The following is a 23,285-nucleotide window of genomic DNA, read 5'->3' as shown; positions in this document are numbered from 1 at the left end:
CCAGGAGATGCCGCCTGATTCACATTGCGCTTATTCCAGGATATTTCCCACCTCGTCATTGCCATTGGTGAGAAATAATTAACCGATCCGTACAGTCAATATTGTGAAAGCCAAAACATAATGAGGTCACTATGTCTGTGATGGTTATTACCGGTGGAACCGCGGGAGCGGGCAAAGCTACCGCGCTGCGTTTCGCCCGCGCTGGATATCACGTGGCGCTGATCGCCCGAGACGAAACGGGTTTGCAGGAGACGCGACAGGCCTGTGAACGGTTTGGCATTAAAACGCTGGCTATTAGCGCCGATGTCGTCGATGCCGGGGCGCTGCAGCGCGCCGCCGCCGAGGTGGAAACCACCCTCGGGGCAATCGACGTCTGGATCAACAACGCCATGACCACCGTGCTGGCGCCCTTTCGTCAGATGAGCGAGGAGGAGTTTCGCCGGGTGACGGAGGTGACCTATCTCGGGTACGTGAACGGCACCCGCGCGGCGCTGGAGGTCATGATCCCCCGGGATCGGGGGGTGATTATTCAGGCCGGCTCGGCGCTGGCCTGGCGTTCAATCCCAATGCAGTCGGCTTACTGCGGAGCGAAAGCGGCGATCCGCGGCTTTACCGATGCCGTGCGTACCGAACTGATGCATGAGAAAAGCCACATCCAGTTAACCATGGTGCAACTGCCGGGGATGAACACCGCCCAGTTTGGCTGGGCGCGAAACAAAATGGATCAGGCCATGCAGCCGGTGCCCCCGGTCTATCAGCCGGAAGTCGCCGCCGAGGCTATTTACAGCGTCATCCAGCGCCCGGTCAACGAGCTGTGGGTCGGAAAAAGCACCATCCAGTCGATCCTCGGCCAGGTCTTCTTCCCTCGCCTGCTCGATCGGCTGATGGTGAAAAAAGCGTGGGAGGGACAGTTTACCGGTCAGCCAAAGTCGTCAGACCAACAGGACGACCTGTTCACGCCGGTGCGCGGCAATCATCCGGGCCACGGCCCCTTTAACGATGGCGCACGGCGTAAAGCAGTCACCATCAGCGCCGATCTCCCGGGTAAAGTCGCCGCCGGCGTCGGGGTAGCGGTGGCGACGATGGCGCTGCGGGCGTTGTTCCGTCGTTCCGGAAAACGGCGCTAACTCAGGCTGCGGCTGAACCAACGGTAACCATACCCGGAGAGTGCCAGCCGCGCATCTTTCCCGCCGTGCAGCCCATCCTGATAGAGCTTATCTTCCAGAATTGGGCTCCAGTAGCCCTCGGCCAGCGTCGGGAGCAGGACCTCTACCGCCTGCTGGCTGCAGTTGGCCAGCATCAGTACCTCCCGCGATTCGCTGCGATAGAGCAAGCCCAGCACCGCGTCGGGCTTTAGGGTAAGGAGAGTAAAAGGGAGGGATCCCGGTTCAGTATATTCCGTGCGCGCCAATACCATATTGCGTACCCGATGCAGCAGCGACCTGGGATGGCGCAGCGCCGTTTCGACATTGATCCGTTGGTAGCGGAACCGCCCGCTGGCCACCGGTTTTACCGGCAAATCATCCCGCGCCGCCCGGGAAAAGCCGGCGTTGGCCGCGGCTGACCACTGCATCGGCGTTCTGACCGCGTAGCGCTCCGGTAAGGAGAGATCGTCACCCATGCCAATCTCGTCGCCATAGCGCATCACCGGCACGCCGGGCAGCGCCAGCAGGATAGCATGGGCTAACGCTATGCGTCGGGTATCGCCGTCCAGCATCGGCGCCAGTCTTCGGCGTACCCCGCGCTGGTAAACGGACATCGATTTATCAGGGGCAAAGGTGCGGATAACCTGGCGCTTGTTGCGCTCGCCAATCCCCTCAAGATCCAGTTCATCATGGTTGCGCAGCCAGTTGACGAAGCAGCACCCGTCCGGCGGGGTCACCATCGCCTGCAGGGCCTTCACCACCGGCGCGGCGCGCTGCTGCGCCAGGCTGAGGTAGAGGTATTTGTTAAGCCAGAAATTAAGCACCATCTGCAGCCGATCGCCCTGGCCGAAATAATGACGGTAATCTTCTACCGCGACGTCCACTTCACCCAGGAGTATCGCATCGGGATTGAGGCGCTGTACAACCTGCCGGAGATGGGTCAGCAGCGGGTAGCCGCGCGTCTCGTCGCCCTTTCCGGCCTGCTTGACCAGATGTGACGCGGCATCGAGACGAAAGCCAGACACCCCAGCCTGCAGCCAGAAGGTGATAATGTTTTCGATTTCAGCGATCACCGGCGGATGGGCGAGATTCAGGTCGGGCTCGTGGTGATAAAACATGTGGCGATAATATTGCCCAGCCTGTTCGTCCCAGCGCCAGACGCTCTCCTCAACGCCGGGAAACATGGGAGGATCGTCGTTTTCCGGCGGCCGATCGGCCCACAGATAATACGGCCGCCACGGCGACCGGGGATCGCGTCGCGCCGCCTGGAACCACGGGTGCTGCGCGGAGGTGTGCTGGATCACCAGCTCAACGATCACCCGCAGTCCCAGCTCGCGGGCGCGGGCAATCAGCTCAATCACGTCAGCGATAGTGCCGAACCGCGGATCGGGCTGCAGATGATCGCTGATATCATAGCCATCATCCTGCAGAGGAGTGAGATAGAACGGAGTCAGCCAGAGCACCGTCGCTCCGAGGCTGCGAATGTAGTGTAGCTTTTGGCGAATGCCCGCGAGATCGCCAAAACCATCGCCATTGGCATCATAAAAGAGCGAACTGTCAACCTGATAGATGACCGCTCTGTGAAACCACTCTTCCCGTTGCATCACTCTCACCTCGCGTTCTGCCCGTCCCTGTCAGCCGCCTCAGCGCGATCCGGACCCCGCCCTGGCCTTCGCGCGCGGTTTGCCGACAGGCGATACGGGATTGCGTTCCGCTGGTAGCATCCTGTTCGCTACCGCGTCCACCAGCGCCTGCTGCCTGGCGGTTAATACCAGCGGAACCTCTTCCTCGGCGGCGAGGAGCGCGATGGTTTGCCGTTTGACCATAGCGTTCTCCGGCGGCTTAATGCCCGGCCTCAACGCCAGGCATATCGGTATCCATAAGATATTGCCCGGTCAGCGCTGGCAGATAATGGAGCAGCCAATCAGCCATTCCTCTCTCTTCAGCCAGGATACCCTCCAGTGTGTGCATCGCGCTGTGGTCGCCTACTCTTTTCGCCGCCGTTAATAAAGCGGTATAGCAGGCGACCTCAAAATGGGCAAAAACGTAGGCAGTGATAATCACTTTAATAACCTCATCACCGGGCAGCATGATGCCAATGGTCTGTCCTAACGCCGCCACCCGGCTCATCGCATCCTTCAGCGCGGAGCGGGAAATATGGTTGCGGGCGATGATATCCTGCAGGGCGGACAATTGCCGTCGGGTTTCATAGAGATGTTGTTCAAGGCGGGTGCGTAACTGCGGTTCATTATCGAGGCGTCTGATGGTGGCCACCAGCAGCGACTCAGCCTGTTTTTCCATGGCATGCGCATCGCGAAGCCAGTTGTGATAATTTTCAATATCCGTCATATACACCTCTGATCATTAACCTTTTATTTTGACGTGGAATCTTCACTCTCTTCCGCCGCCTGGTCAGCTCGCGCTGCGCTATATCCGGATAAATGGCCAACAATATTGGCATAAATACTGATGAGAATGACCCACAGTACGCTGTCTTTCCACCAGATTAACGAGGGTATCGCCAGACCCACCCACATAACGGCGGCGACAAGATGACAGCGCTTAATAAACACTGGCGTCAACTTCATTTTATTACCTTAGGACCGAACAATATTGAGCGACCATTTTATCGACGCTCTGACCGCTGCGTCAGGCGCTAAACCTTACGCTGAAAATGTCTTTCTTTTGCCTAAGCATAAAAAAGAAAACAGCGTTGCGTATTGTCCCGTTCCGTTATTTTCTGTCTTTACCGTCCGGCTAATTTATTGCCGCTGCGGCCGTCTTTAATTGCTAGTGATGCGGCGATTTCCTCCTCACCTTTTAGTTTCCCCACATCGCGGATAATGAATGTCGTTATAGATAAATAAACCCTGAATATGCAGAAACCTGCGGACCATCTGGCCCACAGGTTTTGTCTCAACGCCGATTTGTCGGCGTCACAGCTCATCAGTCGCTAGCTGTCACCGGATTTACGGCCGCCGCCATGACTGTTCTTACCACCCTTCTTACCGGCTTCGGATGCACGTTCAGGATCATTTTTAAAGTTCCCGCCGCTGTGCTGTCCGCCTTTACGCCCGGCTTCGGATGCTTTCTCACGATCTTCTGCAAAATTACCTGAACCGCCTCTATGCTCTGCCATAATTTTCACCTTTGGTTTGATCAATATCGGTTGGTAAATGGAAAATGACCCTGTTACAAATCATCGCCCTCGATATCTAACACTAGAGGAATGCCTGCAGGAGTCAAATTAATTTCAGATACCCATCCGCGCACTGACAAAATAAAGCTTTACTAACGAAGCGGTAAGATAAAATACACCTCACACAACTCCTTTATTTGACGTAGGTTATGTTCACCGGCGGGTAAAACAGAAACGTCCAACGGCCGTTTGTAAAAAAATGCAAACAATTTAATGAATAAATATTTCTTTATCTCGCGGAACACAATATCCAGAAATATTACCCCTAAAGAGGTATCACCTTATAGACCATGGTTTGCTAATGAACATCTTCATCGTTTATTCATGCAGCACCTTCATCGTAACTTGAGAAAAAGATCATGCGCGTTACGAAAATAGCCCTTGGCCCTTGATTAAGGATGGAATAATCCTAATTTAACGTCAGCAATAATAACGCAACGCTATCCCCCGAAATACGCCAAGGATCAGTCGGTTAAGGCATACCGTTACGCCTACGATTGGCCATTGACTGCGATGTTGCGAGTCATCCAGGGTCTGTCGCCAGGAGAAGCTGACCTATTCTTAGAGCTGGCCCGTTCTGTCTGAAGGAGATGACTATGCAAGATGAAAAACCGCCAATGAAGAAGTTACCCACCTCCATGTTGCCAGAAGAGACGGCTCCACGTCCGGAGTTCCCGGAGCAAGAACAAACCCCGCCGGGTCTGGATGCGGAAATGGAGCCATCCCCGGACCACGGTGAAACCAGCTACACCGGCTCCGGGCGACTGGCCGGTAAGAAAGCGTTAATTACCGGCGGCGACTCCGGTATTGGCCGTGCGGTGGCGATCGCCTTTGCCCGCGAAGGCGCCGACGTCGCGATAAACTATCTGCCCGAAGAGCAAAAGGATGCGGATGAAGTTATCGCCCTGATCAAAGCCGAAGGGCGCACCGCGGTGGCCCTCCCGGGTGATATTCGCTCCGAATCCTTCTGCCAGTCGCTGGTGGCCGACGCGGTGGAACAGCTGGGAGGTCTGAGCATCCTGGTTAATAACGCCGGGCGTCAGCAATACTGTGAAACCCTTGAGGAACTCACTACCGAAGATTTCGACGCTACCTTTAAAACCAACGTCTACGCGCCGTTCTGGATCACCCGCGCCGCACTGCCTCACCTCCAGGCCGGAAGCGCGATTATCAATACCACCTCGGTGCAGGCGTATAAACCCAGCCCGATCCTGCTCGATTATGCGCAGACCAAAGCCTGTCTCGCGATCTTCACTAAATCGCTGGCTAAACAGGTGGCGAAACGAGGCATTCGCGTGAACGCCGTAGCGCCTGGCCCTTACTGGACGGTGCTGCAATCCAGCGGCGGCCAGCCGGACGAGAAGGTGAAACAGTTTGGCAAAGACACGCCGATGGGGCGCCCGGGACAACCGGTAGAGATCGCCCCGCTGTATGTCACCCTGGCATCCGATGCCTGCTCATATACCTCCGGACAGGTGTGGTGTTCTGACGGCGGGGATGGTGTGGTCTAAGCCTCCCGGCATACCGACGCGCGCCAGCGCGCGCCGGTATTTTCCCGGCCAACCCTTGCGGCTATATACTGGCCCCTCGCCTCCCGGTTGCGGCAATTTTTTCTTTCCTCCACTCCGCTACTCTGGCCGCATGCTATGATGTCCGCCCGCCGCTGTGCGCTAACCCTGGCCCCGACGCCACCCCTGAGGACGACAGATGAGTAATGACATCCCCCTGAAATTTTATGACATCGTGGACGAATACGAGACCGAAGCGGCTGCGCCGGTAAAGGATGAAGAACGCGATGCGCTGGCGCGCTATTTCCAACTGCTGATTGCGCGGTTAACTAATAACGAAGAGATTGACGAAGAGGCGCAGCGAGAAATGGCCCGCGAGGCGGCCATTAACGAAAACCGCATTGACGATATCGCTAATTTCCTTAATCAGTGGGGCAACGAATAAAGCTCAACGTCAGCCTACCGGCGGAATTGCCTTCCGCCGGTGCTGTCGGGGCGCGAAGCGCCAAGACTCAGCCGTGGCCAGTCTCCTCTCCCAGACGCCTCTGCAGCGCATCAAGAAATAGCGGTAATCCGTCAGGTTGGTAGTCGCGGGAAAGATAGATGCCGTAAACGCTCAACGCCTTCGGCGTCCACTCCGGAAGCACCACCTCCAGCGTGCCGCTGGCAATCGCGCCCCGGGCCTCCAGTTCGGGAAGCATCGCAATGCCGCACCCGGCAACCGCCGCCTCCAGCAGCAATGAAGATATCCCTGCGCTCAGATTACCGTTCACCGCCACCGACGCTTCCCGCCCCTGCGCATCGCTGAACTGCCAGTGCTGGCTGGCGAAATGGCTGTATAGCAGGCAGTTATGTCGTTGCAGATCGTCGGGCGTCGTCAATGGGCCATGCTGGCGCATCCAGCCCGGCGCGGCGCAGAGCAGCGAACGGCACACTCCGAGGCGACGAGCGATGGCCCCCGCCTCCGGGTTGTCGGTAATGCGAATGGCCACGTCGATACGCTCGCCGATCAGGCTGACCGGATGGTTATTGATATCCAGCTCCAGGCGCAGCAGTGGATAGCGGGCGAGAAAGTCCGGCAGCAGCGGAGAGATCAGCTGCATGGCGGTAAAGTGCGCGCAGGCGACGCGCAGTGTGCCGCTGGGATCGGCCCGCTGACGCTCGCCGGCGATTTCATCGGCGATCCGCGTCAAACCGCGGGTCTTGAGCAATACCTTCTCCCCGGCCGGGGTCAGCGTCAGCCGCCGGGTTGAGCGATGGATCAGCCGGGCGCCGGCCCAGCTCTCCATTTGTTCCAGATAGCGGCTCACCATCGGGCGCGACATCCCCAGCGCCCGCGCCGCGGCGCTAAGACTTCCCAGCTCGCAGATGCGCAGATACACCTGCGCAGCAATCACCCTGTCCATCACTCCCCCTGATCTGCACGTTTTATGAAACTCAGCATCTCTTGTTTCAGGAATTCTATCAAATAGCGAAATCCGTACAATGGAACGCATTCACCTGTTACTGAGAATAAATCATGAAATTATCTGCCCTTGCTGTTGCTACCGCCCTGTTCAGCGGCGCGGTCTTCGCGGCGCCTCTGACGCTGCAAACTTACAACCCGCAGGAAAAAGGACTTTTTGCCGTCAACTCGACCCTCGTTTCCGGTCCGCATGAAGCGGTACTTTTCGACGCGCAGTTCAGCGTCAAAGATGGGGAAAAGCTGGTGGAGATGATCAAGAAAAACGGCAAACCGCTATCGCGGATTGTGATCACCTCTGGCGATCCGGATTTCTATTTTGGTCTTGAGCCGCTGGTAAAAGCCTTCCCGCAGGCGGAGGTGGTCGCCACGCCGGAGGTCGTCAAACATATTGCAGCCACCAAAGCGGCCAAACTGGCGTACTGGGGCCCGCAAATGAAAGACGGCGCGCCGACGCAGGTGTATGTCCCGCAGGCGCTGGAGGCCAACAGCTTTACCATCGATGGCGAGAAAGTGACCATCATGCAGCCGCATGACTACGCGGCGTTCGTCTGGATCCGGGCGAACAAAACGATCCTCGGCGGCACCGGCGTGGCGTGGGGTATGCATCTCTGGACCGCCGACACCCAGACGCCGGCCAGTCGTCAGCAATGGCGTAATACGCTGGACCAGATGATCGCCCTGCACCCGCAGCGGGTGATCCCGGGCCATTATCTAGGCACCCCGCCGGAGGGAGACAGCGCAGTGCGCTTTACAAAAACTTATCTCCAGCAGTTCGAGCAGGCGCTGAAGACGCATTCGGATTCGGCCGGGGTGATCAAGGCGATGGAGGCACAGTGGCCGGGCCTGGCGGAGACCAGCTCGCTGGAGTTAAGCGCCAAAGTTAATACCGGTGAGATGAAGTGGTGACCCCTGCGGCGCGCAAGAAGGACTGTTCTTAATCTGGCTCCCCAGGGTTGCTATTACCGAGAAAATGGACCACCCTACCTGTGGCCGCACAAAAAACGCGCGGCCGACTTTGGGTTACATTTCATCCGGTCATTACCGGGTTTGCCCTTGAAACCAGAACAGGATAAAGGAGTCAGAATGAAATCGAACCATCAGGCACGTCATCTTCTCGGTCTGAACTATAAGCTTTCCCGGCAGAAAAAAGTGGTGCTGGAAGGCGATGAAGAAACCACCATCAACCACATCCATGCTACCGGCCGCAAACGCCGCGGTGGTTAATTTTCAGCCTGAGTGATGATAAACAACACCGTCCTGTTGCCAGGATGGTGTTTTTTTATGGCAATTGACTGCTTGTTTACCCGCTTGAAGACCTTCTGCTCTATACTCTGCCCGCTGCTTTCCACCCGCCCTTCGCTTATCGCCGCGCCGGGACTGTGGTCATGATCAAGGAGTTAGTGCGATGCAATTTACCCATAAGAAAAACCGTTCCCTGTACATCCCCTACGCGGGTCCCGTTCTGCTTGAATTCCCCCTGCTCAACAAGGGAAGCGCCTTCAGTATGGAAGAGCGCAGCAATTTCAACCTGCTCGGCCTGCTGCCGGAAGTGGTTGAAACTATCGAAGAGCAAGCGGAACGCGCCTGGATCCAGTATCAGGGATTCAAAACTGAAATCGACAAACATATTTATCTGCGTAACATCCAGGACACCAACGAAACCCTGTTTTATCGCCTGATCGGCAACCACCTTGAAGAGATGATGCCGGTTATCTATACCCCGACGGTAGGCGCGGCCTGCGAACGGTTCTCCGAGATCTATCGTCGCGCCCGCGGCGTCTTTATCTCCTACCAGAATCGCCATAACCTTGACGACATCCTGCAGAACGTCCCGAACCACAACGTGAAAGTGATTGTGGTCACCGATGGCGAGCGCATTCTCGGCCTCGGCGACCAGGGGATCGGCGGAATGGGGATCCCGATCGGTAAACTGTCGCTGTACACCACCTGCGGCGGCATCAGCCCGGCTTACACCCTGCCTATCGTGCTGGACGTCGGAACAAACAACCAGCAGCTGCTCGACGATCCGCTGTATATGGGCTGGCGCCATCCACGCATTACCGACGACGAGTACTATCAGTTCGTTGACGACGTGATCCAGGCGATTAAGGCCCGCTGGCCGGACGTGCTGCTGCAGTTTGAAGATTTTGCGCAAAAGAACGCCATGCCGCTGCTCAACCGCTACCGCAATGAAATCTGCTCGTTTAACGACGATATTCAGGGCACCGCGGCTGTGACCGTCGGGACGCTGATCGCCGCCAGCCGCGGCGCCGGTAGCCAGCTGAGCGAGCAAAAAATTGTCTTTCTCGGCGCGGGTTCGGCCGGCTGCGGTATCGCTGAACAGATTATCGCCCAGATCGTCCGCGAAGGACTCAGTGAAGAAGAGGCCCGCCAGCGCGTGTTTATGGTTGACCGCTTCGGCCTGTTAACCGACGGCATGCCTAATCTGCTACCGTTCCAGAACAAGCTGGTGCAAAAGCGTGAGCAGCTGCAGAGCTGGGATACCACCAGCGAGGCGCTGTCCCTGCTGGACGTAGTGCGCAACGTGAAGCCGAACATCCTGATCGGCGTCTCGGGTCAGCCGGGACTGTTCACGGAAGAGATTATCCGCGAGATGCACAAGCACTGCCCGCGGCCTATCGTGATGCCGCTCTCCAACCCAACCTCACGGGTGGAAGCGACGCCGCAGAATATCCTGAGCTGGACCGACGGCGAAGCGCTGGTCGCCACCGGCAGCCCATTCTCCCCGGTTACCGTGAAAGGCAAGCAGTATCCCATCGCCCAGTGCAATAACTCCTATATCTTCCCGGGTATTGGACTGGGGGTGATCGCCTCCGGCGCGTCGCGGGTCACCGACGAGATGCTGATGGCTGCCAGCGAAACCCTGGCGCAGCACTCGCCGCTGGTCAACAACGGCGAAGGTCCGGTGCTGCCGGAGCTGAAGGATATCCAGACCGTCTCACGGGCAATTGCCTTCGCGGTCGGCAAGGTGGCCCAGGAGCAAGGCGTGGCGGTGAAAACCTCCGCCGAAGCGCTGCTGCAAGCGATCAGCGATAATTTCTGGTTACCGGAATATCGCAATTATCGCCGCACCTCGATTTAATCACTGTCACCGGGTCGACATATCGGCCCGGTTATTAATAACGTCAGAATAATACCTCCCGCCACAGAAACGTTTTTTTCGCCCATATTCATTCATCGTAAAAATATAAAACGGATAGCATTTGCCGCGCGCCCTCCGCTGTGCAAAATAGTTGTTTCTCACCCCCTCACAACGGAATGTGAAATGCTAAAATTAACCCCTGGCGCGAATAAAGCGAATGCGATTCTGATCCGTATTGTCTTGTTTCTTATCGGCGGTATCGCCATCATCACCGGAATGTGCCTCTTCAGCGGTGATATGTGGATGCTCACCCCGCGGGCGGAACAGTATCAGCCCGCCACTGGCGATCTGGTGGATGTCGTCATCTATGAACCGAGTAAATTTTTCTTCGCTCTGCTCTACGTGTTTATTATTACCCTGGTCTGGCTGTTGGCGGTACGTAAAATCCCCTGGCGGCCGATACAGCATCCTATATTACCGCTGATGATACTGATTGCCGCCGGGATATTTATTTTCCTCCACCCGGAGGTCACCCCGGGTCGGGATGCCAGTATTCAGTACGGTAAACACAATACCTATTATGCGTCCATATTCTGGATGAAAACCCGGTCAGGTAGTCATTCCGCTAAGCAATCAAAATATGAAACCTTTGTTGAAGCGAAAGATCCCCGCTGGCTTATCGACAGAAACAATCTTCGCCGCGCCTGGCGCTGTGAAGTGCAGCGGCATACCCAGTTTTACACCCTGTCATTCAATGAGGGCTGGTTCCCGAACGGCGATCCGCAGGTCCTTGCCAACCAGTGTAGTCAGATTGCCGATCTGGATACGGTCTCTGAAGACGAGCTGCTTGTCACTAAAACCATCAGGAGCCGTAAATGAGCCAGCAAAAAATGGTTTTGCAGCCGATATTACGCCTCTGGCTGGGGCTGTTTAGCGGACTGTTGCTGTTGAGCGCCATCAGCGCCTTTCACGGTGAGTACTGGTATTTCGGCGATAAGCAGGCGTTTTACGCGGCGAAAGCCGGCGAGGTCTCTGTGCATGAACTCTATACGCCGGCGAAAATCCTCTTTGCTTTTATCGTCAGCACGATCCCGCCGCTGCTGTGGCTGCTGCTGGTTAACCGTCGGGCGCCGCGGCTGCTGACCCACACTCTCCCATCGGTGTTACTCCTGCTGGCGGGTTTGCTGTTTTTCTTCCTGAGACCCGACGTGATTCCCGGCGGGGAAACCCCTGTCTATCGCTACGGCGAGCGGGAGCGCTACTACCAGACGATACGCTGGCAGAAACCGGAGCCTGGCGCGTGGCGGGGTACCCGCTCTGAGTACAACGTGTATATCGAATATCGTGATCCCAGGGGATATCGCAAAGTCGACAATATTAAAAACGCCTATACCTGTGAAACCCACCGGGAGTCTCGCTTTTTTACCTTAACGACCGAAGAGGATTGGTATCCGGATTCGTATCCGAATATTCTCGAGGCTCCCTGCCAGGCGATAAAGGATCCCCAGGCGATGACGGAATATACCCGCGACCACGCCCGCTGGTTTCCCATTACGTTTTAGCAAACACACTAGCCTTCTGCGCCAACAATATCTCGCCGGTAATGGCACTGAACACGAAAACTGGTGGGTATCGGCCCCTGCCAGTTTTGTCACTGGCGCGCTTTCCCTTTCCCCACTACACTGCCATCACCCATCCACTTACTGAATAAAAAAGGAGGCCCCCCATGCTGTACTGTGAAATGTTTATTGTTTCACATGCCTTAGGCAATTGCGCCAGCTCAAGCGTTATCGGTATCGTGCTGCGATAACTATGGCTTGAGCGAAGACCCTTCACGCAATCCCTTCTCTCCGGCTTACCGGGTTATCGTCAGCGAGTTTTGACGAGGCATTTGCATGCCTGTAACTCTTGAGTAAGTTGACTATGAGTACATTACTAACTGCCCATGCGCTCCACGTGGAGACGGCTTTTGGGCCGCTGTTTAACTCCCTCTCCTTCACCCTGAAGAAAGGCGACCGGATCGGTCTCATCGGCCATAACGGTTGCGGCAAAAGCACCCTGCTGCAGGTGCTGGACGGCACCCTCGCGCCCACCTCGGGCAGCGTCTCGCTCGCCGGTCAGTGTCTGATGGCCCGCGTTGAACAGCATCTGCCGGAGGCGCTGCATACGCAGTCGCTGCTGCAGGCGGTGCTGGCCCCATTACCCGCCGACGCGCGGGAAGCACAGCGCTGGCTGGCCGAGCGCCTGCTGGCGCAGATGGGCTTTACCCCGGCGGTGATGGAGCAGCAGACCGCCACCCTGAGCGGCGGCCAGCACACGCGTCTGCTGCTGGCCCGGGCGCTGATCCGCCAGCCTGATCTGCTCTTGTTGGATGAGCCTGGCAACCATCTCGATCTGCCCACCCTGCTGTGGCTGGAAAGCTTCCTGCAAACCTGGCAGGGTAGCTTCGTACTGGTGTCACACGACAACACCTTACTGGATGCTGTAACTAATGCGAGTTGGATCCTCCGCGACCAGACGCTACATTGCTTCGCCTTGCCCTGCAGCGCTGCCCGTCAGGCACTGCAGGAGCAGGATGAAAGCGCCGCGTTACGTCATAAGGGGGAGCAAAAAGAGATCGACCGGGTCAGCGCCAGCGCCCGGCGGCTGGCCACCTGGGGTCGGGTCTATGACAATGAAGATCTCGCCCGCAAAGCCAAACAGATGGAGAAGCAGGTCGCCCGCCTGAAAGACGAGCAGACCGAGCTCAGCGTCGGCCCGCCGTGGCGCCTGGTGTTACAGGGGGACGCCCTGCCGGCCGACCGCCTTTTGGAGATGGACACCCTTCCCGTCTCGCCCGCGCCGGGTCAGCCATCCCTCTTCACCACCGGCGTGGCGCGCCTGCGCAGCGGCGATCGCGTGGCCATCATGGGACGTAATGGCGGCGGCAAATCGTCCCTGCTGCGCCTGCTGTGGCAGCAGATGAACAACGCATCGCCTCTCCCGGGGCTGCGCCTGCATCCCCGGTTGCACCCCGGCTACTATGACCAGACGCTGGCGCAGTTGCCGGACGAGGCCAGCCTGCTCGAGGCCCTGACGCCGTTTGCCCCGTCGGCGGACACCCGTAAACGGGCGCTGATCGCCGCCGGGTTTGGCTGGGCGAGACATAGCCAGAAGGTCAGCACCCTCAGCGGCGGCGAGCGATCGCGGCTGCTGTTCGTTGGCCTGTCGCTGGCGCGCTACAGTCTGCTGCTGCTGGATGAACCCACCAACCATCTTGATATGGAGGGTAAAGCGGCGCTGGCGCAGACGCTGCGCGATTACCCCGGCGGCGTGCTGCTGGTCAGTCATGACCGCCAGCTGATTAGCGAAAGCTGTAACCGCTTCTGGCTGATTGACAGCGCCGGGCTAACGGAGTGGCACAGCCTGGAGGAGGTCTATGCCCGTCTGCAGGCCGTGGCGCCCGCCCCGGACAGTCGGCTCGCTTTGCAGAGTACACCCGCCGGGGCTGACGATGATGAGGAGGCGCTGCTGGCGCGGCTGATTGACCTGGAGCAGTGGCTGGCTGACGACATGGCCCGCAAGCCAAAACATCAAAAGCCGTCACTGCAGGCACAGTGGCAAGAGGAGATTGCCCGCCTGCTTAACCAACTGACGTAATCTCCATGTCCCCCCACCGGCTAAGGCGCCACGCCCTTAGCCGGTGTTTCCGGACCGGGTAAACTGCTGCTCGGTCATTACCTTTCCCCACTGCTCCCCCTGCCATTCGCGGATTAACGTGAAGCCAAAGGATTCATACAGTTTGCGGGCCGCGTCCAGCCCTTTAAAGGTCCACAGCTGCACCGCGCTAAACTGGCGACTATCGCAGAAAGCCATCGCCTCGCTGAGGAGCCGCCTGCCAATGCCGCTTCCCCGGCAGCTGTCATCGAGAATGAACCAGCGCAAATGCGCCTCCTGCTGGCCGAGGTCCTCGCCATCGATAGCCAGCGAGCCGACGATTTTCTCTTCGCGGATCGCCAGCCAGATCTGGTTGGCCGGGGAGGAGAGCCGGGTGGCAAATTCCGCTACGCCGCTGGCGACCTTGCCTTCAAAAAAAGCGCCAAAGTCATGATGACGGGCGTAATACTCCCCGTGCATCTGGGCTATCCGGCCGATCATCCCCGGCTGGTAGCCGGTCATCAGCGAAATTTGCGGAGCCGTATCCGCAAGCGCGCTATCCCGACACTGCGCCAGCGCCCGGGCATAGGCCGCCAGTCCAGTGGCGACAGTTTGCTGCTGCGTCTCATCCAGATGGTCTAACGCCTCCACCACCTGACGGGTACCCCAGGCGTTAATTTTCGCCACCGTATCGTGCCCCTTTGCCGTCAGGGCGAGTGATTTCGCGCGCGCATCCTCCGCGCAAGGACGCTCCTCCAGCTCACCAGCCGCCAGCAGACGAGAGACCATCCGGCTGACGCTTGATTTTTCCAGTCCCAGCAACGTGACCAGCTGCGCGGCCGTCATCTCCCCCCTCATCGATACCTCAAGCAGGGTGTGCACCGCCGAAGGTGAATAATGGGTGGCGGCCAGCGTGGTGCTCATAAAGCCCAGCTCGCGCACCATTAACCGCGAGGCGGTACGAATCTGTTGGATTAAGGGGGTATCAGGCATGGCGGCGGGTCCAGAAAATGAAATAGTTGTACAATACAACCATCGCCTTCATCCTGCGTCAAGATGCAATATGGTGGGATAAGCGTTGTCGTGTGACGTGTGACGTGTGATTTTGCCGCCATAGGGATCGTGAAAGCGAATGCCGCGGGCGCCGGACAGCGCCCGCGATGAATATTATTGCGGGTTCTTCGCCTTCCAGGCCTCCCAGGCCGATTTGATCTCCTGCTTCGCGGCCGCGGCGTCATTAAAGCCGGCCAGCTCGACCTTTTTACGCCCCTCCGGCAGTTCTTTATAGACCCGGAAGAAGGCCTCCAGCCGCTGCTGTTCTATTTTCGGCAGATCGGAGATGGTCTTGATGTCGTCGTAGGTCGGGTCAATTTTACTGGCCGGTACGGCGATGATTTTGTCGTCTTTCTCACCGCCGTCTATCATCTTCAGCACACCAATTGCCCGCAGCTTAATCAGCGTGCCCGGGGCCATCGGCGCGCGGGTATAAAACACCACGTCCAGCGGGTCGCCATCCCCGGCCAGCGACTGGGTCAGCGAGCCGTAGTTCGCCGGGTAGGCCACCGGCATCGACTGAAAGCGGTCGGCGACGATAAACCCCGTTTTAGCATCGGTTTCGTACTTAATGATCCCGCCCGTCGGGATCTCAGTGACGGCGTAAAATTCTTCCGGGTTGTTTTCCGGCTGGGGAAATTCCAGCACATTGTGGGCCTGGGCGGCGGCGGACAAAAGCAGACCGGCGGTGAGGATGGTTTTTACCAGATGCATTGTTGTATCACTCTGTTGTTATAAGAAATTGATGCGCAAAACAATAGATTCGAGTGATGACAAAAACATGACCATTCAGCGTCAATATTATTACCTACCAAATATAGCGATATTGTCTGAATTTTGTGCTATCTCTGTAGCAAAAAGCCACATTCTGTACTAAGCGCCTTGTATTTTACCGCTCAGCGTCTAATCCTTATTGGGTACTATTGCATTAATAAAGTTAATCAATTCCCCCACAAGGAGACAGGCATGAAGGCAGCTGTTGTTACCCACGACCATCAGGTTAACGTCACGGAAAAAACGCTGCGCCCGCTGGAATACGGCGAAGCGCTGTTGAAAATGGAATGCTGCGGCGTGTGTCATACTGACCTGCACGTGAAAAACGGCGATTTTGGCGATAAAACCGGCGTCATTCTCGGCCATGAAGGGATCGGGGTGGTACAAAAAGTCGGCCCGGGCGTCACCTCCCTGAAGCCGGGCGACCGCGCCAGCGTGGCGTGGTTCTTCGAAGGCTGCGGCCACTGCGATTACTGTAACAGCGGCAACGAGACGCTCTGCCGCTCGGTGAAAAACGCCGGCTATACCGTCGATGGCGGCATGGCGGAAGAGTGCATCGTCACCGCCAACTACGCGGTAAAAGTTCCGGACGGCCTCGACTCCGCCGCCGCCAGCAGCATCACCTGCGCGGGCGTCACCACCTACAAAGCGGTCAAGGTCTCCCACATCAAACCGGGCCAGTGGATCGCCATCTACGGCCTCGGCGGGCTGGGTAACCTCGCGCTGCAGTATGCGAAGAATGTGTTTAACGCCAAAGTGATCGCTATCGACGTCAACGACGGACAGCTGGAGCTGGCGGCCTCGATGGGCGCCGACCTGACCATCAACTCCCGCAATGAAGATGCGGCGAAAGTGATTCAGGAAAAAACCGGCGGCGCCCACGCTGCGGTAGTAACCGCGGTGGCCAAAGCGGCCTTTAACTCGGCGGTGGATGCCGTTCGCGCCGGTGGCCGCGTGGTCGCGGTGGGCCTGCCGCCGGAGGCGATGAGCCTCGATATTCCGCGTCTGGTGCTGGACGGCATCGAGGTGGTCGGTTCGCTGGTCGGCACCCGTCAGGATCTGGTGGAAGCCTTCCAGTTTGCCGCCGAAGGCAAAGTGGTGCCGAAAGTCACCCTGCGTCCGCTGGAAGATATCAATGCTATCTTCAAAGAGATGGAGCAAGGTCAGATCCGCGGCCGTATGGTTATCGATCTGCGTAGCTAATCACCCGCGCCTCTCCCGTCCGGGAGAGGCGATCCCCCCTGGCACGTCCTCTCGCTTCCCAACCCGGGAAGTAAATGCAATTTCCGCAAATGCTTAGCGCAATTCCTTGGTTCCTTTGTTTTTAGCCGCGCCCGATGATGGCAACACAATAGATAACAAAGGAATTCACCATGCATCGTCATTTTCGCCTGCCCGCGCTGGCCGCGCTGTTTCTCACCGGCGCCTTTTCCGTCTGGGCCGCCGACACGCCGGTTAAAGGCGGCACCTTAATTTATCTGGAGCAGCAACCGCACACCAATCTCTATCCGCCCGCCGGCGGCTTTTACCCGAATGGCGGGATTCTCAATCAGATAACCGACAAGCTCACCTGGCAGAACCCGAAAACGCTGGAGATTGAGCCGTGGATCGCCGAGAGCTGGACCAGCAATGCCGATAAAACCGAGTACACCTTCCACCTGCGCAAAGGGGTCACTTTCTCAGATGGCACACCGCTGGACGCCGCCGCCGTCGCCAAAAACTTCGATACCTATGGTCTGGGAGATAAAGCCCATCGCCTGCCCGTCTCGGAGGTCATCAATAACTACCAGCGCAGCGAAGTGATCGACCCGCTGACGGTAAAATTCTACTTCAACAAGCCGTCGCCGGGCTTCCTGCAGGGAACCGCCACCATCGGCTCCGGTCTGGTATCTCTCAGCACCCTGCAGCGTAATTTTGAAGAGCTGGGCGATGCCCGACATATTATCGGCTCCGGCCCCTTCGTCGTGCAGGATGAAAAACCAGGCCGCGAGCTGACGCTGGTGGCGCGCAAGGATTACCAGTGGGGGCCGAAAAACATTACCCAGCAGGGGCCCGCTAACCTCGACGGCATCACCTATATTGTGACGCCGGAAGACAGCGTGCGTATCGGCGCGCTGCTGGCTGGTCAGGCGGGCTTTATTCGCCAGGTGCAGGCCTACGATGAAAAGCAGGCTACCGATCAGGGATTTAAGATCTACGCCGCCCCTACCCGCGGGGTCAACGACAGTCTGAGCTTCCGCCCGGATAACCCACTGGTCGCCGACCTGCAGGTGCGTCAGGCCCTGCTCCATGCCACCAACGCCAGGCAGGTGGTGGAGACGCTGTTCTCCGCTAACTACCCGCAAGCCACCTCCGTGCTGGCCAGCTCTGCCGCCGGCTATGTCAATCTCAGCGATAAACTCACCTTCGACCAGGCCAAAGCCCGGCAGTTGCTGGATGACGCCGGCTGGAAGCCCGCCGCCGACGGTATTCGCAGCAAAGACGGTCAGCGGCTGGCGCTGACCGTCTATGAGTCGCTGCCGCAGCCGCAAAATAAGGAAGTGCTGCAGCTGATCGCCCAGCAGTGGCGCCAGGTGGGTGTGGCGTTGACGGTCAAAGCCGGGGATGCTGGTAGCCGTACGCTGGATAACCTCGACCCGCAGAAAACCCCGCTCACCGTCTCAGAAGTGGGCCGCGCCGACCCGGACGTGGTGAAAAGTATGTTCTTTCCCAACAACCGCGATGCGCTGCTGCAGAAAGGCGGCTCCAGCGATAAAGTGCAGCACTTTCGCGATGATAAGCTAAATGACCTGCTGACCGGCATCTCCGCGGCGGTAGAGCCGCAGCAACGCCTGCAGTTAACCGGGGACGCCCAGCGCTATCTGATCGACAACGCCTATGTGATCCCCATTTTCGAAGAGCCGCAGGTGTTCGCCGGCGCGCCATGGGTCAAAGGCGTCAGCTTCGAGGCCGTCGGTCGCCCGTCGTTCTACGGCGCGTGGCTGGACAAGCACTAAGAGGCCGGATATGAGCGCTTATCTTCTGCGACGATTCGGCCAGGGGCTGCTGGTCCTGTGGGCGGCCTTTACCCTCACCTTTTTCCTGCTGCAGGTCCTGCCGGGGGATGCGGTGCTGATCAAGTTTCAGAACCCGGACCTCGGCCTGAGCCCGGCGCAAATTGCGGAGATGCGGCTGGCCTACGGCGCCGATAGCCCGCTGTGGCGCCAGTACCTGCACACGCTGCTGGCGATGCTGCACGGCGACTTCGGCTATTCCCTGCAGGCGGGTCTGGCGGTCAGCAGTCTGATTGCCAGCAACCTGCCGGATACCTTAAGCCTCGCGCTGCCGGCCTTCCTGCTGGCCGTGGCGCTGGCGTTCGCCCTCGCTTTCGCCTCGCGGCTGCCGGGGCTGCGCTGGCTGAGCAATTTTCTGCAGTCGCTACCGGTGCTGTTTATCTCTCTACCTACCTTTTGGTTGGGTATCGCCCTGATCCAGCTCTTCTCGTTTCAGTTGCGCTGGATCCCGGTGATCAACCCCGGCCCACTGGAAGGACTGATTTTACCGGTTATCGCCGTCGCGCTGCCCATCTCCGCCCCGCTGGCGCAGATCCTGATGCGCAGCATGGATCAGGTGGCGGTTCAGCCCTTCGTCGCGGTCGCCCGCGCCAAGGGCATGAGCGAAACGGGCGTCCTCTGGCGCCATGTGATGGGGAATGCTCTGCTGCCGGCGCTGAATATTGCCGGGCTGCTGCTCGGCGAACTGATTGCCGGGGCGCTAATCACCGAGACCGTCTTCGGCCGCAGCGGCCTCGGCCTGCTGACCCAGCAGGCGGTCAATAACCAGGATATCGCCGTACTACAGGCGGTGGTGATGATCTCCGCCCTCGGTTTCGTCCTGATCAACCTGCTGGTCGACCTGGTCATGCCGCGACTGGATCCCCGACTCCATTTACAGACCGGAGGTGCGAAATGAGCCTGGTCGACTATACCATCGCGGTTCGCCGCCGCCCGGAGTGGCGTAGAGTGCGCCTGCAGCCTGGCCTGTGGCTGGCGTGGGCGGTGATGATCGCCGCCCTGTTAATGGCCATTGCCCCACAGTGGTTTACCTCCGCTAACCCGCTGGAGGGGATCCCCGGCGCTCAGCGCCTGGCGCCGCAGGCGCACTACTGGCTGGGTACCGACCAGCTGGGGCGCGACCTGTGGACGCGGGTGGTTTACGGCGCGGTGCATTCCCTGTCGGCGGCGCTGATCGCCGTCGCCATCGGCCTGGTGGTGGGTACCACCCTTGGCGCCCTCGCCGGGGCGCTGGCCGGACGCGTGGAATCCACCATCATGCGCCTGGTCGATGTCCTGCTGGCCATCCCCTCCCTGCTGCTGCAGCTCACGGTGATTATTCTGCTGGGTTTCGGCACGGTGAATGCGGCGGTGGCGGTTGGCGTCGCGGCTATCGCCAGCTTCGCGCGCCTGGCGCGAGCAGAAGTGGTGCGTGTGCGCCACAGCGATTACGTCGAGGCGGCCCGGGGCAGCGGCGGCACCTTTTTCGCCGTCTTCTGGCGCCATATTCTGCCCAACTCGCTCACTGCGGTGCTTGCTTTCGCGACGCTGCAGTTCGGTCAGGCGATGTTGGCCCTGGCCACCCTCAGCTTCCTCGGCTACGGCACTCCGCCGCCGGTCCCGGAGTGGGGACTACTGATCGCCGAAGGTCGCAATTACCTGTCAACCGCCTGGTGGCTGACCACCTTCCCCGGCCTCGCCGTGGTCGCCGTGGTCCTTGCCGCCAATCGTCTTAGCCGCCAGTGGAGTGGAGTACGCCCATGACCGTTCTGTCCGTTGAAGATCTGCGCATCAGCTACCGTTCGCGGGGCGAATGGCGCGAAGTGGTGCACAACGTCAGTTTTTCCATCCAGCGAGGCGAAATGCTGGCCTTCGTCGGAGAATCCGGCTCGGGGAAAACCACCACCGCGCAGGCCATTATCGGCCTGCTGGCGGATAACGCCCGCCGCGACGCCGGGCGGATTGTCCTCAATGGAGAAGTGATTAGCGACTGGTCGGCAAAACGCCTGAACCGCCTGCGCGGAGTGAGCATCAGCCTGGTGCCGCAGGACCCCGGCAATTCGCTCAACCCGGTAAAAACCATTGGTCAGCAGGTGGAAGAGATCCTGCGCCTGCATCAGTCCCTCTCCGCCGCTGAACGCCGACAGCAGGTCCTTAACCTGCTCACTAAAGTCGGTCTCAGCCACCCGGAACAGCGTCTTGACCAGTACCCACACCAGCTGTCTGGCGGGATGAAACAGCGAGTGCTGATCGCCATCGCCATTGCCCTGCAGCCGGATCTCATTATTGCCGACGAGCCCACCAGCGCTCTCGACGTCACGGTGCAGAAGCGCATTCTCGACCTGCTCGATATCCTGCGTCGCGAGTCGGGTACCGCCGTGCTGTTTGTCACCCACGATCTGGCGCTGGCCGCAGAACGCGCCGACCGGATTATGGTGTTTCGTCAGGGAGAGATTCAGGAACAGGGTGCCACCGAGGCGATTGTCCAGCGTCCGCAGCACCCTTATACCCGCCAGCTGCTCCACGATCTGCAGGATGCGCCGCTGAGACTGACGGCGGCGCGTCACCGGCCGCTGGCCACGCCGGCTATTCGCGTGGCGGGGATTAGCAAACGCTTCTCGCTGGGCAAACAGGCGCTGCAGGCGCTCGACAGCGTCAGCTTTGAGGTCAAACGCGGCAGCACGCACGCGCTGGTGGGGGAATCCGGCTCCGGGAAAACCACCCTGGCGCGGATCCTGCTGGGTTTTGAGCACGCCGATGCCGGACAGGTGACCATCGACGGTATCGACGCCGGGCATCTCAGCCGCGAGGCGCAGCGGCAGCTGCGGCGCAAAATCCAGTTTGTCTACCAGAACCCCTTCGCCTCGCTCGACCCGCGTCAGACGCTGTTTGCGATTATCGAAGAGCCGTTAAAAAACTTCGAACGCCTTAGCGCCCCGGCGCGTCGCCTGCGCGTGGAGAACGTCGCCGCGCGGGTGGCGCTGGCTCCGGAGCTGCTGTCGCGTACGCCGCGGGAGCTCTCCGGCGGCCAGCGACAGCGGGTGGCGATTGCCCGGGCGCTGATCCTCGAGCCGGCGATACTGGTCCTTGACGAAGCGACCTCGGCGCTCGACGTCACCGTTCAGGCACAGATCCTCGCCCTGCTGCAGCAGTTACAGCAGCAGCTGGGTCTGAGCTACCTGTTCATTACCCACGATCTGGCGACGGTCAGGCGGATCGCCGACAGCGTCACGGTACTGCGCGCAGGCCAGGTGGTGGAGCATGGCGACGTTGACCGCCTGTTCGCTACCCCGCAGCAGGCCTACACTCGCGAACTGATCGCCGCCATCCCCCAGGTTTCACCCCGCTTAGCACAGGCCCACACGGAGAACGCATAATGCCTAAACGCCTCGGCTTTTTTACCCGTCTGCTCGATCAGGGCTCCGCGCAAACGCGCTACCGGCTGGCGGCCGAACAGATCCGCCACGCGGAGCGCGTAGGCTTCGACAGCGCCTGGATTGCCCAGCACCATTTTCATGAACAGGAAGGCGGCCTGCCATCGCCGCTGGTGTTTCTCGCCCACGTCGCGGCGCAGACCGACCGGATCCGTCTCGGCACGGCGATTATCACTCTGCCAATGGAAAATCCGCTGCGCGTCGCCGAAGACGCGGCGGTACTGGATTTACTCACCGACGGGCGTCTGGAGGTGGGGTTTGGCTCCGGCGGCACGCCAACCTCGTTTCTGCCCTTCGGTCTGACCAGCGAGCAGCGCGGGGCGGTATTTGCCGAGCACCTGCACCTGATCCACAGCGCCTGGCGCGGCGACACGCTGAGCCACCCGGACAACCATCTCTACCCGCCGGCGCCGCAGCTGGCGGAGCGGATCTGGATCGCCACCTTCTCGGCGGAGGGCGCCATCCGTGCCGGTCAGGCGGGACACGGGCTGATGCTGTCGCGCACTCAGCCACGGCCACCCGGTGAGCCACGTCTGCCGCTGGACGCCATTCAGAACCCGATCATCGACGCCTACCTGGCGGCGCTGCCGGACGGCGTTGCACCGCGGATCCTCGCCTCGCGCACCGCCTTCGTCGCCGACAGTCACGCCCATGCCCTGCAGGTCGCCGAGCCCGGTCTGCGCAAGCAGGCAACTCAGCACCGGGCGGCGGGTCATACGATAGAAGGTGACAGTGTCACCGACTATCTGCAACAGCTGGATGCCCACGTTGGCGATCCTGAGCATGTTATTGCCTCCCTGGCGCAGGACAGCGTGCTGGCCCGCGCCACCGATATTTCGTTTCAGGTGCACTCGGTCGAGCCTTCGCACCGGGATACGCTGCGTTCCATTGAGCTGATCGCTCAGCATATTGCCCCCCACATCAGATAAGGAGTCC

23 protein-coding genes and 3 pseudogenes are annotated in these 23,285 nt (G+C 59.2%); 16 read left to right on the top strand and 10 right to left on the bottom strand.

The annotated features are described in order from the left end of the window. Window positions 1-131: 131 nt before the first annotated feature. Window positions 132-1,127, top strand: a complete 996-nt coding sequence (locus AB1E37_RS11725) for an SDR family oxidoreductase (RefSeq protein WP_004176030.1) — start codon at window positions 132-134, stop codon at window positions 1,125-1,127. On the opposite strand, the gene AB1E37_RS11720 is transcribed toward AB1E37_RS11725, so the two are convergent. The 5 genes from AB1E37_RS11720 to AB1E37_RS11700 form a co-directional block, all read right to left on the bottom strand. Further along, on the bottom strand, window positions 1,124-2,749 hold the full coding sequence (locus tag AB1E37_RS11720; RefSeq protein WP_023285186.1) for an alpha-amylase family protein: 1,626 nt from the start codon (window positions 2,747-2,749) through the stop codon (window positions 1,124-1,126). The genes AB1E37_RS11725 and AB1E37_RS11720 overlap by 4 nt on opposite strands. A gap of 39 nt (window positions 2,750-2,788) precedes the next feature. Continuing rightward, window positions 2,789-2,971, bottom strand: coding sequence for a hypothetical protein (locus tag AB1E37_RS11715; protein WP_020324736.1), 183 nt, complete (start codon window positions 2,969-2,971; stop codon window positions 2,789-2,791). Between the two features lie 16 nt (window positions 2,972-2,987). Continuing rightward, entirely contained in the window at window positions 2,988-3,494 is a 507-nt protein-coding gene (locus AB1E37_RS11710) for a ferritin-like domain-containing protein (RefSeq protein WP_004151243.1), read from the bottom strand. A 23-nt stretch (window positions 3,495-3,517) separates the two neighbouring features. Then, window positions 3,518-3,733, bottom strand: coding sequence for a hypothetical protein (locus AB1E37_RS11705; RefSeq protein ID WP_004143717.1), 216 nt, complete (start codon window positions 3,731-3,733; stop codon window positions 3,518-3,520). A 365-nt stretch (window positions 3,734-4,098) separates the two neighbouring features. After that, on the bottom strand, window positions 4,099-4,284 hold the full coding sequence (locus AB1E37_RS11700; RefSeq protein ID WP_004143718.1) for a general stress protein: 186 nt from the start codon (window positions 4,282-4,284) through the stop codon (window positions 4,099-4,101). Between the two features lie 656 nt (window positions 4,285-4,940). Between AB1E37_RS11700 and AB1E37_RS11695 the strand changes: the two genes are divergently transcribed. Both AB1E37_RS11695 and AB1E37_RS11690 read left to right on the top strand, forming a co-directional pair. After that, on the top strand, window positions 4,941-5,855 hold the full coding sequence (locus tag AB1E37_RS11695) for an SDR family oxidoreductase (protein WP_004151242.1): 915 nt from the start codon (window positions 4,941-4,943) through the stop codon (window positions 5,853-5,855). A 196-nt stretch (window positions 5,856-6,051) separates the two neighbouring features. Continuing rightward, on the top strand, window positions 6,052-6,297 hold the full coding sequence (locus tag AB1E37_RS11690) for a YmjA family protein (RefSeq protein ID WP_004180069.1): 246 nt from the start codon (window positions 6,052-6,054) through the stop codon (window positions 6,295-6,297). A 67-nt stretch (window positions 6,298-6,364) separates the two neighbouring features. Here the strand turns inward: AB1E37_RS11690 and AB1E37_RS11685 are convergent, their stop codons facing one another. Beyond that, on the bottom strand, window positions 6,365-7,258 hold the full coding sequence (locus AB1E37_RS11685; RefSeq protein WP_004184171.1) for a LysR family transcriptional regulator: 894 nt from the start codon (window positions 7,256-7,258) through the stop codon (window positions 6,365-6,367). 113 nt (window positions 7,259-7,371) lie between these two features. Here AB1E37_RS11685 and AB1E37_RS11680 point away from each other — a divergent pair, with 113 nt between their 5' ends. Further along, window positions 7,372-8,223: a Vmh family MBL fold metallo-hydrolase gene (locus tag AB1E37_RS11680; RefSeq protein ID WP_004189881.1), complete on the top strand. Its 852-nt coding sequence runs from the start codon at window positions 7,372-7,374 to the stop codon at window positions 8,221-8,223. Window positions 8,224-8,400: 177 nt separating this feature from the next. Further along, the gene (gene sra, locus AB1E37_RS11675) at window positions 8,401-8,541 is read left to right on the top strand and encodes a stationary-phase-induced ribosome-associated protein (RefSeq protein WP_004143727.1); all 141 of its coding nucleotides are present in this window, start codon (window positions 8,401-8,403) and stop codon (window positions 8,539-8,541) included. Here sra and AB1E37_RS11670 read toward each other — a convergent pair. After that, window positions 8,538-8,666, bottom strand: coding sequence for a hypothetical protein (locus AB1E37_RS11670; protein WP_002906122.1), 129 nt, complete (start codon window positions 8,664-8,666; stop codon window positions 8,538-8,540). The two genes, sra and AB1E37_RS11670, sit on opposite strands and share 4 nt — an antisense overlap. Window positions 8,667-8,722: 56 nt before the next feature. On the opposite strand from AB1E37_RS11670, the gene AB1E37_RS11665 reads away from it, so the two are divergent. From AB1E37_RS11665 to AB1E37_RS11650, 4 genes are all read left to right on the top strand, one after another. Continuing rightward, window positions 8,723-10,420, top strand: coding sequence for an NAD-dependent malic enzyme (locus tag AB1E37_RS11665; protein ID WP_002906125.1), 1,698 nt, complete (start codon window positions 8,723-8,725; stop codon window positions 10,418-10,420). Window positions 10,421-10,603: 183 nt separating this feature from the next. Continuing rightward, window positions 10,604-11,299: a hypothetical protein gene (locus AB1E37_RS11660; protein ID WP_023313240.1), complete on the top strand. Its 696-nt coding sequence runs from the start codon at window positions 10,604-10,606 to the stop codon at window positions 11,297-11,299. Next, the gene (locus AB1E37_RS11655; protein WP_032447604.1) at window positions 11,296-11,982 is read left to right on the top strand and encodes a hypothetical protein; all 687 of its coding nucleotides are present in this window, start codon (window positions 11,296-11,298) and stop codon (window positions 11,980-11,982) included. Before AB1E37_RS11660 ends, AB1E37_RS11655 begins: the two co-directional genes overlap by 4 nt. 361 nt (window positions 11,983-12,343) lie before the next feature. Continuing rightward, window positions 12,344-14,059 (top strand): ABC-F family ATP-binding cassette domain-containing protein, encoded by a 1,716-nt coding sequence (locus AB1E37_RS11650; protein WP_032447606.1) that lies wholly within the window; start codon window positions 12,344-12,346, stop codon window positions 14,057-14,059. A gap of 36 nt (window positions 14,060-14,095) precedes the next feature. Here AB1E37_RS11650 and AB1E37_RS11645 read toward each other — a convergent pair. Continuing rightward, window positions 14,096-14,422, bottom strand: a pseudogene (locus AB1E37_RS11645) (GNAT family N-acetyltransferase); the annotation flags it as partial. On the opposite strand from AB1E37_RS11645, the pseudogene AB1E37_RS11640 reads away from it, so the two are divergent. Then, a pseudogene (locus tag AB1E37_RS11640) lies at window positions 14,354-14,497 on the top strand (hypothetical protein); the annotation flags it as partial. The pseudogenes AB1E37_RS11645 and AB1E37_RS11640 sit on opposite strands and share 69 nt — an antisense overlap. Before the next feature lie 315 nt (window positions 14,498-14,812). On the opposite strand, the pseudogene AB1E37_RS11635 reads toward AB1E37_RS11640, so the two are convergent. Together AB1E37_RS11635 and AB1E37_RS11630 are read right to left on the bottom strand one after the other, a co-directional pair. Further along, window positions 14,813-14,902 (bottom strand): annotated as a pseudogene (locus tag AB1E37_RS11635) (MarR family transcriptional regulator); the annotation flags it as partial. Between the two features lie 321 nt (window positions 14,903-15,223). Beyond that, window positions 15,224-15,823, bottom strand: a complete 600-nt coding sequence (locus AB1E37_RS11630; RefSeq protein WP_002906218.1) for an inorganic diphosphatase — start codon at window positions 15,821-15,823, stop codon at window positions 15,224-15,226. A gap of 252 nt (window positions 15,824-16,075) precedes the next feature. Between AB1E37_RS11630 and adhP the strand changes: the two genes are divergently transcribed. The 6 genes from adhP (at window position 16,076) to AB1E37_RS11600 (ending at window position 23,278) form a co-directional block, all read left to right on the top strand. Then, complete coding sequence (gene adhP / locus AB1E37_RS11625) at window positions 16,076-17,086, top strand: alcohol dehydrogenase AdhP (protein ID WP_002906221.1); 1,011 nt, start codon at window positions 16,076-16,078, stop codon at window positions 17,084-17,086. Between the two features lie 170 nt (window positions 17,087-17,256). Then, the gene (locus tag AB1E37_RS11620; RefSeq protein ID WP_032447609.1) at window positions 17,257-18,879 is read left to right on the top strand and encodes a TIGR04028 family ABC transporter substrate-binding protein; all 1,623 of its coding nucleotides are present in this window, start codon (window positions 17,257-17,259) and stop codon (window positions 18,877-18,879) included. Between the two features lie 10 nt (window positions 18,880-18,889). Further along, the gene (locus AB1E37_RS11615) at window positions 18,890-19,834 is read left to right on the top strand and encodes an ABC transporter permease (RefSeq protein ID WP_023313244.1); all 945 of its coding nucleotides are present in this window, start codon (window positions 18,890-18,892) and stop codon (window positions 19,832-19,834) included. After that, on the top strand, window positions 19,831-20,679 hold the full coding sequence (locus AB1E37_RS11610; RefSeq protein WP_004200037.1) for an ABC transporter permease: 849 nt from the start codon (window positions 19,831-19,833) through the stop codon (window positions 20,677-20,679). The genes AB1E37_RS11615 and AB1E37_RS11610 overlap by 4 nt, the downstream gene beginning before the upstream one ends. After that, on the top strand, window positions 20,676-22,292 hold the full coding sequence (locus AB1E37_RS11605) for an ABC transporter ATP-binding protein (protein WP_032447610.1): 1,617 nt from the start codon (window positions 20,676-20,678) through the stop codon (window positions 22,290-22,292). The genes AB1E37_RS11610 and AB1E37_RS11605 overlap by 4 nt, the downstream gene beginning before the upstream one ends. Further along, the gene (locus AB1E37_RS11600) at window positions 22,292-23,278 is read left to right on the top strand and encodes a putative FMN-dependent luciferase-like monooxygenase (protein WP_032447611.1); all 987 of its coding nucleotides are present in this window, start codon (window positions 22,292-22,294) and stop codon (window positions 23,276-23,278) included. The genes AB1E37_RS11605 and AB1E37_RS11600 overlap by 1 nt, the downstream gene beginning before the upstream one ends. Window positions 23,279-23,285: the final 7 nt, after the last annotated feature.

Source organism: Klebsiella sp. Shm-1 (assembly GCF_040804525.1).
GTDB classification, from domain to species: Bacteria; Pseudomonadota; Gammaproteobacteria; order Enterobacterales; family Enterobacteriaceae; genus Klebsiella; species Klebsiella pneumoniae.
The sequence above is the reverse complement of the archived record's forward strand: the minus strand, read 5'-3'. Positions and strand labels throughout refer to the sequence as shown.